Origin of the sequence: Sphingomonas sp. UYEF23, assembly GCF_040546165.1 — a bacterium.
Taxonomy (GTDB): domain Bacteria; phylum Pseudomonadota; class Alphaproteobacteria; order Sphingomonadales; family Sphingomonadaceae; genus Sphingomonas; species Sphingomonas glacialis.
The window spans coordinates 23,381-38,213 of sequence record NZ_JBEPNG010000008.1; the positions used below are offsets into that span (position 1 = coordinate 23,381).

The following is a 14,833-nucleotide window of genomic DNA, read 5'->3' on the forward strand; positions in this document are numbered from 1 at the left end:
GCTGGCGGGCCGTTACGGGACCGTCGAATCACCGGCGACCCTGGAATTCCTTCAAATAGGCATTGTCGGGCGACAGGACCAAGCTCGTCGAGCCCTTGCCGTCCTGCGCGAAGGTGTAGCGATACGACTGCATCGCACGGTAGAAGTCGTAGAACTCGGCATCCTTGTTGAACGCCGCCGCATAGATCTGCGCCGCCTGCGCATCGGCCTGCGCCGAGATGATCTGTGCGGTCTGGGCGCCCTGTGCCTGGATCGTCAGCGCCTGCTGGTGGCGCGCGGTGCGCATCCGGTTGAGCGCGCTGTCGAACGGCGTTCCGGTCGGCAGATCGGCATGCTTGATGCGGACGTCGACGATCTGCACGCCATATTGCGAGGCGAGTCGCTGCAGCCCGGCGCGGATGTTGCCCATCACCTGCGTGCGCTCGGGGCTGAGCAGCGCGGCGAAGGGCCGGCGGCCGAGTTCGTTGCGCAGCGACGAGCTGAACAGCGGCTGGAGCTGATCCTTGATGCGCTGCTCGGTGACCGAAGTGCTGCCGGTCGAGATCACCGCCTTGAGCGGATCGACGATGCGGAAGCGCGCATAGGCGTCGACCTCGAGCCGGGTCTGGTCGGTCGACAGCACGGGCTGATTGTCGAGCTCGACGTCGAGCACGCGCTTGTCGACCCAGACGAGCCGGTCGATGAACGGCACGCGGAAGTTGATCCCCGCGCCGGTGCGACCGAACACCTCATTCGGGCGGTATTCGTTGATCGTCGCGACCGGCTGCTGGAAGCGCAGGATCACCGCCTGGCGCGTCTCGGGAACGATCGCGACCGAGCTGGCAGCGACGATCAGCAGCAGCAGCGCAACGATGCCAAGCGTGATCGGATTGCGGAGCAAAGTGCGGCTCACTGGGCTGCTCCCTGGGCTGGCGCGGCGGGCACGGCGTCGGGCAGGCGCTTGGCAATCCCGGGCAGCGGCAGATACGGCACGACGCCGGGAGCCTGGATGATCGTCTTATCGGATTTGGACAGAACCTGCTCCATCGTGTCGTAATACATGCGCTTGCGCGTCACGTCGGGGGCGAGCTTGTACTGGGCGTAGATCACGTCGAACGCCGCGGCCTCGCCCTGCGCCTTGGCGAGCACCTGCTGGGCATAGCCACGCGCCTTGCTGATGTCGCTCTGCGCCTGCTGCTGGGCGGCGGAGACTTCCTTGAACGCGTCCGACACCTGCGCCGGCGCCTGCGCGCCGCGGATCGCGACGCCCTGGATGCGGATGCCCGCATTATAGCCGTCGAGGATCTCCTGCATCGATTGCTGGACCTTGACCTCGATCGCGTTGCGCCCGCTGCCGATCGCGTCGTCGAGCGTCGCGGTGGCGACCGCCGCCCGCATCGCACTCATCGCGGTCGCGCGCAGCGTGCCGCGCGGATCGGCGATCTGGAAGGCGAAGTCCTGCGGGTTCGAAATCTGCCATCGCACCGAATAATCGAGATCGACGATGTTCTGGTCGCTCGTCAGCATCAATTTGTCGCTTTCGGAGCCGCCATCGCCTTCATCGGGGAAGGTCTCGGTGTTGATCGCCGCGACATCGACCTTGGCGACATCGACGAACGGCGCGGGGAGCGTCATGCGGATGCCGGGGTCGAGCGTCTCGGAATAGCGGCCGAGGAAGGTCACCACGCCGCGCTGTTGCGGCCCGATCGAATGGAAGCTTGTGAGGATGATCCAAGCGACGACGATCACGCCGACTGCGATCAGCCACAGATTGGTCGCGCTCGGCGCGCCGGGGATGCGCGGACGCCCGCCACCGCCGAAGCCGCCGGGTCCGTTGCCGCCGCCGCGCGCACGCTTGAGGAATTCGTCGAGCGCGCTTGGCGCAGCCGTGGTGCCGCGCGGTTTGCCGCCGGGGGGCTGCGCCCAGGGATTGCGCGGACCGCCGCTCTTGTCGTCATCGCCGCCACCAGCGCCGCCGCTGCCCCACGGGCCCTTGCCATCGGCGGATTGGAGGGAGGGGCGTGAAAACCAGCGCGATAGGATCGTCATGCAACCTTTATAGGGGCGGCTCGCGACGAAAAACAGTGGCAAGCGTGTCCATGACGCCTATCTGGCGCGCATGACCGATCCGATTTCGCCCGATGCCGCACTCAACGCCGCCCTTTCGCTCGTCGCGGGCACCCGCGCGACGGGCCGAATCGAGGACGCCCGTGCGAGCGTGATCGTCGATGTGAGCGGACTCGATGCCGCCGATCACGGCCCGCTCGAAGACGCGGTGCGCCGCGCGGCGGGCTTGGTGGTGGGGGTCGAAACGGTCCGCGTCGCGCTGACCAGCCAGCGGCAGCAGCGCGTGACGATCGCGGTCGGCAGCGGCAAGGGCGGGGTCGGGAAGTCGACCGTCTCGGCCAACCTCGCGATTGCCTTGCAGCAGGCCGGGCGGCGCGTCGGGCTGGTCGATGCCGATATCTACGGGCCATCGCAGCCACGGTTGATGGGCGTCGCCGATCTCAAGCCGACCGCGCACAACAAGGTGCTCAACCCCGTCCAGACGCCGTTCGGCGTGCCGATGCTGTCGATGGGGATGCTCGTCACCGCCGATCAGGCGATCGCGTGGCGCGGGCCGATGGCGGCGGGCGCGCTGACGCAGATGATGGACGCCAATTGGGGCGCGGCCGACACGCTGGTGATGGATCTGCCGCCCGGCACCGGCGACGTTCAGCTGACGATGATCCAGAAATACCGGCCGACCGGTGCGGTGATCGTCTCCACCCCGCAGGACCTCGCGCTGATCGACGCGCGGCGGGCGATCGATTTGTTCGTCAAGGCGGGCGTGCCGATCATCGGCCTGATCGAGAATATGGCGGGCTATGTCTGCCCGTCGTGCGGCGAAGTCTCCGATCCGTTCGGCACTGGCGGCGCGGAAGCGGCGGCGAAGGAATTGGGGCTGCCCTTCCTGGGGCGCATCCCGCTCGACATCCGCGTGCGCGTCGCCTCCGACGCCGGCCAGCCGCCGGTCACCGGGAACGGCCCCGAGGCGGTGGCGTTCAAGCAGATTGCCGGCCACGTCGCCGGCTGGATTGCCAACGCCCAAGGGGGACATGCTTGATGCCGATCACCAGCGATAGCGAGCTTCGCACCCTGCTCGAAGAAACCCGCACGATCGCGCTGGTCGGCGCGTCGGACCGGCCCGATCGCCCGTCCTACCGCGTGATGCGCACGCTCCAGGAGCACGGCTATCGCGTGATCCCGGTCAACCCGCAGATCACCGGCGAGCATCTCCACGGCGAGTTCGTGTTTCGCGACCTGTCGCAGATCGGCGATCCGATCGATCTGGTCGACATCTTCCGCAATTCCGCCGCCGCGGGCGACGCGGTCGACGAAGCGATCGCGGCGGGGGCCAAGGCGGTGTGGATGCAATTGGGCGTGGTCAACGAAGCCGCCGCGGCGCGGGCCGAGGCGGCAGGGCTCAAGGTCGTGATGGACCGCTGCCCCGCGATCGAGCTGCCGCGCTTGGGGGTCGCCAAGATCGCCTGAAATTCGCCATGATTGCAGCGGAGTATCGGGTTCATGATGCTGCTGCTCCTCGCCGCGCAAGCCGCGACCCCCGCCGTGCCCGCCCCGGCGGCGCCGACGGCGTTCTCGATTCTGCAGCCCGTTGCGAGCGAGCCGTGCACGCGGCGCGGCAAGGCGGTCGATCCCAACGACATCGTCGTGTGCGGCAAGCCGCTGCCGTCGCAGACGTTGCCCTATCCCAAAGAAGTCGTGCTCAACCGGCCCAAGCCGTCGAATCCCGACATGACCGGGATCGGCGCGATGGCGGTCGAGGACAGTTCGCCGTGCGCGACGATGCAGCGCGGCTGTGCCGGCGGCGTGCAGTTCTTCCAGGGCGGGACGCAAATCGTGCGGCTGATCCAGAAGGTCGTCGCACCCGGCAGCTGTTGCGAGCGGCCGGGCGAGGCGAAGGATTTCATGATGCTCGTCGGCGACGCTGCGCACGGGGTCGGCCGGGTGTTCAAGAAGAAGCCCGACAAATCGGGCCGCGTCGCGATCGCGCTCGATGACACGCCGCATAAGTCGGTGATCCTGCCCTGAGGGCAGTGGCCCCCACCACCGTCGTCACCCCGGGCTTGTCCCGAAGTCCACCGGGCCGCACGGACGACGAGAACAGCATTGGCGTCACGGTGGACCCCGGGACAAGCCCGGGGTGACGGTCTCTTGCGCAGGGACTGGAGGGATTTACCCCAGGATATGCATCCACAACGGCTGCCCGACCAGGCTCTGCGACCCGCGCAGCCGCTCGAGCGCTTGCGCCACGCTGCGCTCTGGCCCCTCGTGCGTGACGATCGCGACCAGCACCGAACCATCGGCATGCGCGCCGCGCTGCATCAAGCTCTCGATCGAAACGCCCGCGTCGCGCATCGCCGCGGCGATCTCGGCGAGCACGCCGACGCGATCGGCGACGGTGAAGCGGACATAGGCGCGCCCGCGCCGCTCGCCGGCATCGGCCGGGCCCTGCGCGGTCAAGGCATCGGCGGGCATCGCGAAGGCGGGGCCGAATTCGCCCCGTGCGATGTCGATCAGGTCGGCGACGACGGCGCTTGCGGTCGGCCCATCGCCCGCGCCCGCGCCCTGGAACAGCAATCGCCCGACGAAATTGCCCTCGGCGACGACGGCATTGGTCGCCCCGGTGACGTGCGCGAGCGGATGGCTGACCGGCACGAGATGCGGATGGACGCGCTGGAAGAGCCCGGCCGGCCCCGCCTCGGCGAGCCCGAGCAAGCGCACGCGATAGCCGAGCGCCGCCGCCTCGGCGATGTCGGCGGCGAGGACGTGGCGGATGCCGGTCGCCGCGACGTCGCCGAACGCCGGCTGCGTTCCGAAGGCGAGGCTGGCGAGCAGCGAGAGTTTGTGCGCGGCGTCGACGCCGTCGATGTCGAAGCTCGGATCGGATTCGGCAAAGCCGAGCGCCTGCGCCTCGGCGAGCACGTCGGCGAAGTCGCGGCCCTCGGCCTCCATCTTCGACAGGATGAAATTGCACGTCCCGTTGAGGATGCCGTAGACGCGCTCGATCTCGTTGGCCGCGGCACCTTCGCGCAAGCCCTTGATCACCGGAACGCCACCCGCGACCGCCGCCTCGAACTTGAGCGCCACGCCCGCCGTTTCGGCAGCGCGCGCGAGCTCGAGCCCGTGATGCGCGAGCATCGCCTTGTTCGCGGTGACGAAGCTCTTGCCCGCGCCAAGCGTGGTGCGCGCGAGCGTGAGCGCGGGGCCGTCCGACCCGCCGACGAGCTCGACCACGACGTCGACGTCGGCCTGCGCGAGCGCCGTCGTGTCGTCGATCCATGCGAAGCGGCTCATATCGACGCCACGATCCTTGCTGCGATCGCGTGCCGAAACCGCGACGATCTCGATCGGCCGCCCGGCGCGGCGCGCGATCAACGCGCCGTTGGTGTCGAGCAAGCGGATCACGCCGCCGCCGACGGTGCCGAGCCCGGCGAGCGCGATGCGGAGCGGTTTGGTCATAGCAATCACACCTTCGTCTCCCCGGACTCGTTCCGGGATCCCCCGATCAGCGCGCGCCGATCGCCGATTGCGCTAGCGGAGGAGTGGGCCCCGGAACAAGTCCGGGGTGACGTACTATTTCTTGACCAGGCCGATCTCGACCAGCCGCTCGTGCAGATAGTCATGCGCGGAGATCGGCGTCGGATAGCGGTTTGGCCGCTCCGCCGTGATCGTCGACGGCAGCGTCTCGATCAGGAAATCGGGGGCGGGGTGGAGGAAGAACGGCATCGAATAGCGCGAATGCCCGCGCCGCTCGGGCGCCGGGTTGACGACACGGTGCGTGGTCGAGGGCAGGACGTGGTTGGTGAGGCGCTGGAGCATGTCGCCGACATTGACCACCATCGCGCCTTCGGGCGGCTTGATCGGCAGCCATTCGCCTTCCTTGGTCAGCAATTGCAGCCCGGCTTCCTCGGCGCCGAGCAGCAGCGTGATCAAATTGATGTCCTCATGCGCGCCAGCACGGACTTCAGCCGCATCGGCGGGGACGGGCGGATAATGCAACAGGCGAAGCACCGAATTGCCGTCCTTGACGGCGTGATCGAACCAATCGGGCGCGAGCCCGAGATGCCGCGCGATCGCCGACAGCAGCCGGTCGCCCGCGACGTCGAGCGCGGCGAACAGCTCGATGAAGGTCTCGCGGAAGCCCTCGGGCTGGTCGGGCCAGACGTTGGGCGCCATCTGCGCCTCGAAGCGGTGGCCTTTCGCCAGTTCGCGGCCGACATGCCAGAATTCCTTGAGGTCGACATGCGTCGCGCCCTTGGCGATCTCGGTCTTGAACGGCGTATAACCGCGCGCGCCGCCGCCGCCCGCGCTGAAATAGCTGCGCTTGGTGTCCTCGGGCAGCGCGAAGAACGCCTCGGTCATCGCCCAGGCGCGCGCGATCAGCTCGGCGGGGACGCCGTGGTCCGACACGACCGCAAAGCCGAACCGCTCGAACGAATCGCCCAGCGCCGCGGCAAAGGCAGCAGGATCGGCGGCTTCGTCGGCGAGCGACAGCGGCGGGACTTCGGCGGTGGGGGTGTCGAGCATGAGACGCGTCCGTGATACTGGCAAAGCGCGAAGATAGCGCCGATTTGCCGCCGCGTCAGCCCCGCGGGGATCAGCGGGCCGCTCCTGCGTGCCGTGAAACGCGGATCGGCTTTAGCGAATCGGCTCGCAGGCGATGCCATCGGAGTCGCCGTCCATCTCCGGACGGTAGCCCGGCTCGCCCTCATAGATCGGCGCGGTGCCGGCAGCGCGCGCATCGTTGCAACCGCCCCACGCGTCGCCCGGCTGCGGCGCGCGGGCACGCATGAGGCCGGCCTGTACCGCAACGGGTTTCACCGCTCCGACGATTCTGGCGCGCCCATCGTCGCTGAAGGCGAGCGAGCCCGCGCCGACAATTCCGCCAAGCGCGGCCGCAACGCCCAACATCGGGAGTGCCCCGCCGCGTTGCGTATCCCGGTCGGGTGTATTCGCCGATGTGAATCGCGTGCAAACGGGTTTTTGTAAGCGCATCAGAGCTTTGTGGCGACGAAGAGTGAAAGAGCGGTTTCGATGGACACGGGAATCGTGTCGGAGCGCATTGCAAAAAAGTCGCAACGCAAACGTCGCTGACCGCCGGAAGTCGGTCGCAGCGGATCGCGGGTGTCACAAAGGAAACACCGCGATCCGCCATGATTTCGTCAGATCAGGCGTCTTATGAGGCGAGGTTCTCCATCACCTTCTTGTGCAGCCAGACGTTCATCGTCGCGCTGTCGTTGATGTCGCCTGTATAGCCGAGCTCATGCGCGAGCGAGACGCGGTTTTCGTGGCTCGGGTCGAGATCGAGCACCTTCATCAGATCGACGATCGAGGTCTGCCAGTTGAGCGGCTGGCCCTTCTCGGCGGCCTTCTGCGTCAGGACGGCGTTGACGTCGATCTTTGCAGCAGGCGCTGCGGGCGCGGGAGCCGCAGCCGGGGCAGCCGCAGGGGCGGGGGCAGGCGCAGCTGCAGCCGGGGTGGGGGCTGCTTCGACCGGTGCCGGCTTGTGGCCCCAGATCGCGTCCTTGATCATACCGAAAATGCTCATTGCCTTGCTCCTCTCAGGTGGAGACTGGAGAATGCCTCGCTTCGATGTCCGTTCCGCGACGGTTGCAACGACGTGCGGACCAGCTGCACGCTTTGCGGGGTGACCAGCGCGGCCGACTCGGGCATTGCGCGCGGCATGTCTGTGTCCCCGCAACGCCCGATGATGGACTCGCCCCCGCTGCGGCTGGTCGAGTTCGTCCCCCTGATCGCGTCGCTGATCGCGCTCGCGTCGCTCGGTATCGACACGATGCTGCCCGCCCAGCCCGACATCGCCCGCCGGCTCGGCGTCGATGCGATCGTCGATGCGCCGCTGATCATCACGGTGTTCGTGATCGGGCTCGGGATCGGTCAGCTGATCCACGGGCCGCTGACCGATCGCTATGGCCGGCGCCCCGTATTGATCGTCGGGCTGGTCCTCTTCATCATCGGTAATCTCTGCGCCGGGCTGGCGAACAGCTTCCCGCTGCTGCTGACCGTGCGCTTCCTCAGCGGGCTCGCGATTGCCGCGAGCCGCGTCGTGACGATCGCGCTGATCCGCGATTGCTTCTCGGGCCGTGCGATGGCGCAGGTGACGAGCCTTGCCTTCATGGTGTTCATGGCGATGCCGATCGTCGCGCCGAGCATCGGGCAGGGGATCCTGCTGATCGGATCGTGGCGGCTGATCTTCGAGGTGATCGCAGGCGGCGCATTGCTGTGCTTGATCTGGTTCGTCTTGCGCATGCCCGAGACGCTGCGCCCCGAAAACAGATCGCCGCTGTCGATCAAGACGACGCTTGCGGGCTGGCGGCAGACGCTGTCGGACCGCTATTCGGTCGGCTACACGATCGCCGCACTGATCGCGCAGGGCGCGATCTTCGGCTATCTCGGGTCGATCCAGCCGATCATGGAGCGCGTGTTCCACCGTCCCGAATGGCTCGGCGGCGTGTTCGCGGCATCGGCGGGAACGATGGCGGTCGCCAATCTGCTCAACTCGCGGATCGTGATGACGCTCGGCATGCGCCGCATTTCGCAAACCGCATTGGTAGTGATGATCGTGTCGTCGGGCACTGGCGCGGTGGTCGGCTGGTTCGGCGACGAACCGCTGCTCGTCTTCGTGCTGCTGCAAGCGATCACGATGGCATGCTTTGGCCTCGCCACCTCGAACATGTCGGCGATGGCGATGGAGAATATGGGGTCGATCGCCGGTGTCGCGTCGAGCGTGCAGGGGTTCTTCGGCATCACGATGGGCGCGATCGTCGGCTGGGCGATCGGCCGCAGCTTCGACGGGACGACGGTGCCGCTCCATCTGGGGTTTCTGGTGGCGGGCGTATCGGGTATCGTGATCGCAGCGATCGTCGAGCGCGGGCGGTTATTTCGCCCCAGTTGACGCAGTTTAATCGGCAAAGCCGGAACCGTTCCCCGCTTGCACGGTTCGCTGATGAAACGATCCCGCATCCTGCGGGAGCGTCGGGAGAGCGAAGATGAGCATCGGTGGACATCAGGTACCCGGCGAGGGCACGGGCGACGACGGTTTCGACGAAGAAGGCTATGACGAGAGCCAGCGCGCGGAAATTCTGGAAGTAACCCGCGACGGGCCGAGCGACGGCACGCTGTTGACCGATATCGCCCCCGATATCGGGACGCGCGACGACGATGACGACGATCTCGAAATGGAAGACGATGAAGTCGGCGAGGAAGACCCCGATGCCGATGAGAGCGACGACGATGAGGACGAAGACGACGTCCAGGACGAGCTCGACGGCAACACGGCCGACGATGACGACGAGTTGAGCGATCGAGACGACGCCGCCTTGCGGCCGTGACGGGGTGCCGCGGACGGGCCGATCGGCGTTCCCGTCCGCGGTCTCTTTAGGCTGTATCCCGGGTGGGTCTGATGCCCGGTGTCTGGCACGCTTCGCCGTTTTGCGACGGGGCGGGAGGAACGGGCACGCGAGCGCGCCGTTTATCGGGCCCGACCCTCTTGTGTTTGACGAGTACCAGTCATGAAGCGTTTGCTGACCGTATCTCTGCCGCTCGTGTTCGTCGCGGCGTGTTCCGGGACATCCCCCAGCCAGACCAATAGCATCGACATCAACGCGGCGGCGGTCCGCGCGCAGCAAAGCGTCGATGCCTATAACGCGGACGCGCCGGTCGAGATCGCCGAACCCGACGCGGTGACCGAAAACGATGTGACAGCCGCCACCGGGAGCAACAGCGCCGAACGCACGCCGCTCGATCCGCCGGCGCCGGGAACGCCGGGCGGACTGCCCGACGACCGGACGCCGGTTTCCGAAGCCCCCTTCACTCCGGACAGCGCGCAAGGTGCGGCCAACGTCGTGCAGACCTATTACGCGTTCCTCGGCGAACGGAAGTACGCGCAGGCGCTCGCGCTGCGCGAGCCGAAGGGAGACGCGGCCGCTTTTGCGGAAGGTTTTAACGGCTACAGTGAATATCACGCCAATGTCGGTGCGCCCGGCGCGATCGATGCGGGGGCCGGTCAACGCTATGTCACGGTGCCGGTCCAGATCTATGCGCGGCTGAAGCGCGGTGGAACCCCGGTGTACGAGATCGGCTCGGCCACGTTGCATCGCAGCGGCGATATCGATGGCGCAACCACGGCGCAGCGCACGTGGCGCATCCAGTCGATCGATTTGAAGCCGGCGCCGAAGCGCTAACGGCGGCAAGGTCTGGGCGCGCTCAGGACTTCATGGCGTTGGCCAGTGTGGCCAGATCGTCCGCGTTCACCGCTACGCCCGCCGCATCGGTATCGTCCGACGCGTTCGCCATCGTCGCCGCCCGGTTTGCCGGAGGACCGAACCCGACCGTATCGATCGCTGTCCACAGGATACCCGCCGCCCACAACAAGGCGCTCCATCGACTCAGGAAGATTTTGCGGAACGGCATCGCCGAACGTGTACGCCAGTCGGGTTAACGCGCCGCAAAACCCCGGCGCGCGGCTATGGCGTTTCGGCGGCGGGGTCGCGTTCGGCGGTCTCGGCCGCCTTGGCGAGCTTTCTGGCCGATCGGCGCGCGGCGGTGGGGGTTAGCGACGCTGCGAGCCCGTCGGGGCCATCGAGGATCACTTCGCCATGCTCGGCGGCGGCCTCGATCGGATCGTCATACGGTAATCGGGCCACATCGCGTCTCCATGACTGGACAAAACGCAAACATCCAGCGCATGTTCCCGCGCCGCGGAGGGGGCCATGTATACCGATCTGTTTCTGAAAACCCATCGTGTTCCAACGATTACCGCCGAAGAGCGCGCCGCGCTCGAGCAGGCGGTCGTGCGGACCGCGACCTATAGCCCCAAGCAGATCATCGTGCGCCAGCAGACCCCGCTGACGCAATGCACGCTGCTGCTCGAAGGCTTTGTCGAACGCTACAAGGACACGCCCGAGGGGCGGCGACAGATCCTGGCGATCCACATTCCGGGCGATTTCGTCGACTTGCATTCGTACCCGCTCAAGCGGCTCGAGCATTCGGTCGCAGCCCTCACCGATGTGCGCGTCGCGCTGTTCCCGCATGCCGACGTCCGCGCGCTGACCAAGGAATCGGCATCGCTCACCGAATTGCTGTGGCGATCGACGCTGATCGACGCGGCGATCAACCGCGAATGGATCGTCTCGATCGGCGCGCGCAGCGCGGCGATCCGGCTCGCGCACCTGTTCTGCGAGATGTATACGCGGCTCAAGCGGATCGGGCAGGCCGAGACGACGACGTTCCCGCTCCCGCTGACGCAAGTCGATCTGGCCGATGCGACCGGTCTGACCGCAGTCCATGCCAACCGGATGCTGCGGCAGTTGCGCGAACGCGGGATGGTCGCGTTCCGACAGGGCGAGGTCGAGATCCTCGACTGGGACGCGTTGCGGGACTTCGCGAAGTTCGATCCCGCGTATCTGTTCTTCGATTAAATCGGGCGTCGCAGCGGCACGGTAGCGATCAGGATCGGAGACGTGGCCGCCCGTGCTCTAGGGGGACGCCGCGCGGCCACGCCCTGTTGCAAAAGCTATCTCTACTGATCCGATCGGCAATGGGCTTGCGCCGAAACGACGGCGTCCTGCGATGGACCGGATCGGGCGCATCGGGCGGCGGCGATCACGCGTCTCCGGCGCGCTCCGACTCGGATGCCCCTTGCGGTCGGCGGCGACTTCGCGTTGGAAGCGGGAATGCCCAAGCTTCGTGCAGACCAACTCCTCGTCGATCGCGGCCTCGCCGAGAGCAAGACCCGCGCGCAGGCGCTGATCATGGCCGGCCTGGTCTTCGCCGGCGAGCGCAAGATCGACAAGCCGGGGCAGGCGATCGCCGACGATGTGCTGCTCGACGTGCGCGGGCGCGATCATCCCTGGGTCTCGCGCGGCGGGATCAAGCTCGCGCATGGCCTCGATACCGTCGGTTGGGACGTCACGGGCGCGGTGGCGATCGATGTCGGCTCGTCGACGGGTGGCTTTACCGACGTCTTGCTGCAACGCGGTGCGATGCGGGTCTACGCGGTCGACAGCGGCACCAACCAGCTCGCCTGGAAATTGCGGCAGGACCCACGCGTCGTGGTGCACGAACAGACCAGCGCGCGGATTTTGACCGAGGTGCACATCCCCGAGGCGGTCGACCTGATCGTCTGCGACGCGAGCTTTATTGGCCTCGCCAAGGTGCTCGAGACGCCGTTGCGTTTCGCCAAGCCCGCGGCAAAGCTCCTCGCGCTGATCAAACCGCAATTCGAGGCCGGGCGTGGCGAGGTCGGGAAGGGCGGGGTGGTCCGCGACCCCGCGATCCATGCGCGCGTCTGCGACGAGGTCTCGACTTGGGTCGTCGCGCAGGGGTGGTCGGTCGCAACGATCGTCGAGAGCCCGATCACCGGCCCCGAGGGGAATGTCGAATTCCTGATTGCTGCAACGCGGGACATTCCGCCCGCAATGCCCTGAAATTAGCAGCTACATGCGGCAGAATCTCGTATATGGCCGGATTGGCCGTCACGTCGGGGATCGGCGCGGCGCAATCGAGGCGGGAAGGGCGTAGGGCTTGAGAGAGATCGCATCGAAGCAACAATTGCGGCTGGCGTTCCTGCTCTGGGCAGTGGTGACGGTGCCGCTCGTCCTGCTGCTCGGCTTCACCGCCGCGCGACTGGCGCCGGGCGGATCGCAGAACGCCTGGTATGGTGCGTTGGTGAAGCCGCGGCTGACTCCGCCCGACTGGGCCTTTCCGGTCGCCTGGACGCTGATCTACATCCTGCTCGGGCTCGCGCTGGCGATGATCCTGTATGCGCGCGGCGCGCGGCTGCGTACGCTCGCCATCCTGCTGTTCGTGGTGCAACTGGCGGTCAACCTCACTTGGTCGCCGATCTTCTTCGGGATGCATCAAGTGACCGTCGCGCTCGGCATCGTCGTCGCGATGTTCGCATTGACGCTCGCAATGGCGTTCGTCTTCGCGCGAATCCGCCCGCTCGCGGCGGTCCTGCTGGTGCCCTATCTTGCGTGGCTGGTTGTTGCCTTCTACCTCAATTACGGGATCATGGACTTGAACCCTGGCGCGGAAACCCTTGCGCCGTCGTCGTCCACCACCCAAATCATCAAGATCTAACGCGACTGGATTTTCGTCTCATGCAATCCGACAACAAGATTTTCGACGACTTCGCCAAGCTCCTCAACGGCGCAGCCGGGACGCTGGCAGGCGTGGGGCGTGAAGCCGAAGCCGGCGCACGCGCGCGCGCCAAGGAGTGGATCGGCGGGCTCGATTTCGTCTCGCGCGACGAGTTCGACGCCGTCAAGGCGATGGCGGCGGCGGCCCGCGACGATGCCGATGCCTTGCGCGCCCGGCTCGATGCACTCGAGGCCAAGCTCGCTACGGCGCCAAAGGCGGAAGGCTGATCTGATCTTTTCCACAGATTTCTCGGCGCTTGGGCCCTCGGGCCAGTGCGTTGCCTGTTGCGGGGCCCCTACATCCTGTAATGCGGGTGCGGGAGACGTGTTGTGATGCTCGATGAAGCCGATTTCGACCGCGACGATGCCGCACCGATCGACATGCTCGAAAGCTATTTCGCAGCGCACGGCTGGGAGCATGAGCGGCAGGACGACGAAGTCATCGCCAAGGTCAAGGGCAGCTGGACGCAGTACGAGCTTCGCGCGCTGTGGCGCGAGGAAGACAGCGTCATCCAGTTCCTCGCTTTCCCCGACATCCGCGTCGCGGATGACCGGCGGAGTGCGATCTACGAGGCGATCGGGCTGATCAACGAACAGCTCTGGGTCGGGCATTTCGAATTGTGGTCGTCGAGCGGGATCCTGCTCTATCGCCACGCTGCAATGATCGAGGGCGAGGGCGGCACGATGTCGCTCGGCGCCGCCGAGTTGCTCGTCGAAAGCGCGATCGACGAGTGCGAACGCTTCTATCCGGTGTTCCAGTTCGTCCTGTGGGGCGGCAAGACCCCCAAGGAAGCGCTCGCCGCGGCAATGACCGAGACGCAAGGCGAAGCGTGACGCTCGGTCGCGTCTGGATGATCGGGTGCGGCAATATGGGCGGCGCGATGCTGCGCCGCTGGATTGCGAGCGGCGTGCTCGCCGGCGACCAGTTCGATGTCGTCAACCGCGCTGACCGCGCTTTGCCCGATGGCGTGCGGCAGTCGCGCGATCTTCCTGGTGGCGATTTGCCCGATGCCGTCATCCTCGCGATGAAGCCGCAGCAGATCGATGACGTGGCGAGCCGGTTTGCCGCGCGGCTTGCGGGTGTTCCGATACTCGTCTCGATCCTCGCGGGGGTCGAGGACTCCGCGCTGGCGGCGCGGTTCGATGCGCAGACGATCGTCCGCGCGATGCCCAATCTGCCCGTCGCGATCGGCAAGGGCGTGGTCGCGCTCGAGTCGTCGAGCCGCGACGACGCTGTGCGAGCGGACGTGGTCGCGCTGATGGCGCCGCTCGGGCTGGTCGAATGGGTCGATCCGGCGCAGTTCGACGCGGTGACGGCGCTTGCCGGCAGCGGGCCGGCGTTTCTCTACCGCTTCATCGATGCGCTTGCGGCGGCTGGCGTCGCCAATGGTTTGCCTGCGGCGCAGGCCGAGCGCCTCGCGCTCGCGACCGTCGAGGGGTCGGCGCTGCTCGCCGCAGCGGCCGAGATCGCGCCGGGAGCGCTTGCAGAGCACGTCGCAAGTCCGGGCGGTTCGACGCGTCGCGGGCTCGACGTGCTCGATGATCGCGACGCGCTGAAGGCATTGCTTACGGAAACGATCGCGGCATCGACACGACGTAACGCCGAAATGGCGGCCGCGGCGCGCGGATAA

At 67.0% G+C, this 14,833-nt stretch carries 20 protein-coding genes; 12 read left to right on the forward strand and 8 right to left on the reverse strand.

What is annotated here, in order from left to right; genetic code table 11:
• Window positions 1–28: 28 nt before the first annotated feature.
• Together hflC and hflK are read right to left on the reverse strand one after the other, a co-directional pair.
• The gene (gene hflC, locus ABIB28_RS14340) at window positions 29–892 is read right to left on the reverse strand and encodes a protease modulator HflC (RefSeq protein WP_133187085.1); all 864 of its coding nucleotides are present in this window, start codon (window positions 890–892) and stop codon (window positions 29–31) included.
• Complete coding sequence (hflK, locus tag ABIB28_RS14345) at window positions 889–2,028, reverse strand: protease modulator HflK (RefSeq protein ID WP_133187087.1); 1,140 nt, start codon at window positions 2,026–2,028, stop codon at window positions 889–891. The genes hflC and hflK overlap by 4 nt, the downstream gene beginning before the upstream one ends.
• A gap of 70 nt (window positions 2,029–2,098) precedes the next feature.
• Between hflK and ABIB28_RS14350 the strand changes: the two genes are divergently transcribed.
• From ABIB28_RS14350 to ABIB28_RS14360, 3 genes are read left to right on the forward strand one after another with little or no spacing between them, the layout of a single operon-like run.
• Window positions 2,099–3,085, forward strand: coding sequence for an Mrp/NBP35 family ATP-binding protein (locus ABIB28_RS14350; RefSeq protein ID WP_322159802.1), 987 nt, complete (start codon window positions 2,099–2,101; stop codon window positions 3,083–3,085).
• A complete protein-coding gene (locus ABIB28_RS14355; protein ID WP_133187091.1) occupies window positions 3,085–3,513 on the forward strand; it encodes a CoA-binding protein in 429 nt (142 codons plus the stop codon). Before ABIB28_RS14350 ends, ABIB28_RS14355 begins: the two co-directional genes overlap by 1 nt.
• A 33-nt stretch (window positions 3,514–3,546) precedes the next feature.
• On the forward strand, window positions 3,547–4,071 hold the full coding sequence (locus ABIB28_RS14360; protein WP_354288807.1) for a hypothetical protein: 525 nt from the start codon (window positions 3,547–3,549) through the stop codon (window positions 4,069–4,071).
• Between the two features lie 144 nt (window positions 4,072–4,215).
• On the opposite strand, the gene ABIB28_RS14365 is transcribed toward ABIB28_RS14360, so the two are convergent.
• The 4 genes from ABIB28_RS14365 to ABIB28_RS14380 all read right to left on the reverse strand — a co-directional run bounded on the left by ABIB28_RS14365 (window position 4,216) and on the right by ABIB28_RS14380 (window position 7,591).
• A complete protein-coding gene (locus ABIB28_RS14365) occupies window positions 4,216–5,502 on the reverse strand; it encodes a homoserine dehydrogenase (RefSeq protein ID WP_354288808.1) in 1,287 nt (428 codons plus the stop codon).
• A gap of 114 nt (window positions 5,503–5,616) precedes the next feature.
• Window positions 5,617–6,570: an isopenicillin N synthase family dioxygenase gene (locus ABIB28_RS14370; RefSeq protein WP_354288809.1), complete on the reverse strand. Its 954-nt coding sequence runs from the start codon at window positions 6,568–6,570 to the stop codon at window positions 5,617–5,619.
• A 111-nt stretch (window positions 6,571–6,681) separates the two neighbouring features.
• On the reverse strand, window positions 6,682–6,954 hold the full coding sequence (locus tag ABIB28_RS14375; RefSeq protein WP_354288810.1) for an excalibur calcium-binding domain-containing protein: 273 nt from the start codon (window positions 6,952–6,954) through the stop codon (window positions 6,682–6,684).
• A 265-nt stretch (window positions 6,955–7,219) separates the two neighbouring features.
• A complete protein-coding gene (locus ABIB28_RS14380) occupies window positions 7,220–7,591 on the reverse strand; it encodes a DUF3597 domain-containing protein (protein ID WP_354288811.1) in 372 nt (123 codons plus the stop codon).
• 159 nt (window positions 7,592–7,750) lie between these two features.
• On the opposite strand from ABIB28_RS14380, the gene ABIB28_RS14385 reads away from it, so the two are divergent.
• The 3 genes from ABIB28_RS14385 (at window position 7,751) to ABIB28_RS14395 (ending at window position 10,244) form a co-directional block, all read left to right on the forward strand.
• Window positions 7,751–8,956, forward strand: a complete 1,206-nt coding sequence (locus tag ABIB28_RS14385; RefSeq protein ID WP_354288812.1) for a multidrug effflux MFS transporter — start codon at window positions 7,751–7,753, stop codon at window positions 8,954–8,956.
• 94 nt (window positions 8,957–9,050) lie between these two features.
• Window positions 9,051–9,392: a DNA primase gene (locus ABIB28_RS14390; RefSeq protein ID WP_133187105.1), complete on the forward strand. Its 342-nt coding sequence runs from the start codon at window positions 9,051–9,053 to the stop codon at window positions 9,390–9,392.
• Between the two features lie 180 nt (window positions 9,393–9,572).
• A complete protein-coding gene (locus ABIB28_RS14395; protein ID WP_354288813.1) occupies window positions 9,573–10,244 on the forward strand; it encodes a hypothetical protein in 672 nt (223 codons plus the stop codon).
• 22 nt (window positions 10,245–10,266) lie between these two features.
• Here the strand turns inward: ABIB28_RS14395 and ABIB28_RS14400 are convergent, their stop codons facing one another.
• Window positions 10,267–10,473: a hypothetical protein gene (locus ABIB28_RS14400; protein WP_133187109.1), complete on the reverse strand. Its 207-nt coding sequence runs from the start codon at window positions 10,471–10,473 to the stop codon at window positions 10,267–10,269.
• A gap of 53 nt (window positions 10,474–10,526) precedes the next feature.
• Window positions 10,527–10,706 (reverse strand): hypothetical protein, encoded by a 180-nt coding sequence (locus tag ABIB28_RS14405; RefSeq protein ID WP_133187111.1) that lies wholly within the window; start codon window positions 10,704–10,706, stop codon window positions 10,527–10,529.
• A gap of 66 nt (window positions 10,707–10,772) precedes the next feature.
• On the opposite strand from ABIB28_RS14405, the gene ABIB28_RS14410 reads away from it, so the two are divergent.
• From ABIB28_RS14410 to proC, 6 genes are all read left to right on the forward strand, one after another.
• Window positions 10,773–11,480, forward strand: coding sequence for a Crp/Fnr family transcriptional regulator (locus ABIB28_RS14410; RefSeq protein WP_354288815.1), 708 nt, complete (start codon window positions 10,773–10,775; stop codon window positions 11,478–11,480).
• Between the two features lie 255 nt (window positions 11,481–11,735).
• Window positions 11,736–12,488 carry a TlyA family RNA methyltransferase gene (locus tag ABIB28_RS14415; protein WP_133187115.1) on the forward strand — a complete coding sequence of 251 codons (753 nt, stop codon included), beginning with the start codon at window positions 11,736–11,738 and terminating at the stop codon, window positions 12,486–12,488.
• Between the two features lie 97 nt (window positions 12,489–12,585).
• Window positions 12,586–13,143, forward strand: a complete 558-nt coding sequence (locus tag ABIB28_RS14420; protein ID WP_354288816.1) for a TspO/MBR family protein — start codon at window positions 12,586–12,588, stop codon at window positions 13,141–13,143.
• Between the two features lie 20 nt (window positions 13,144–13,163).
• Window positions 13,164–13,430: an accessory factor UbiK family protein gene (locus tag ABIB28_RS14425; protein ID WP_133187119.1), complete on the forward strand. Its 267-nt coding sequence runs from the start codon at window positions 13,164–13,166 to the stop codon at window positions 13,428–13,430.
• Window positions 13,431–13,535: 105 nt separating this feature from the next.
• The gene (locus tag ABIB28_RS14430; protein ID WP_133191897.1) at window positions 13,536–14,036 is read left to right on the forward strand and encodes a type III secretion system chaperone family protein; all 501 of its coding nucleotides are present in this window, start codon (window positions 13,536–13,538) and stop codon (window positions 14,034–14,036) included.
• Window positions 14,037–14,053: 17 nt separating this feature from the next.
• Window positions 14,054–14,833: a pyrroline-5-carboxylate reductase gene (gene proC, locus ABIB28_RS14435; protein WP_133191898.1), complete on the forward strand. Its 780-nt coding sequence runs from the start codon at window positions 14,054–14,056 to the stop codon at window positions 14,831–14,833.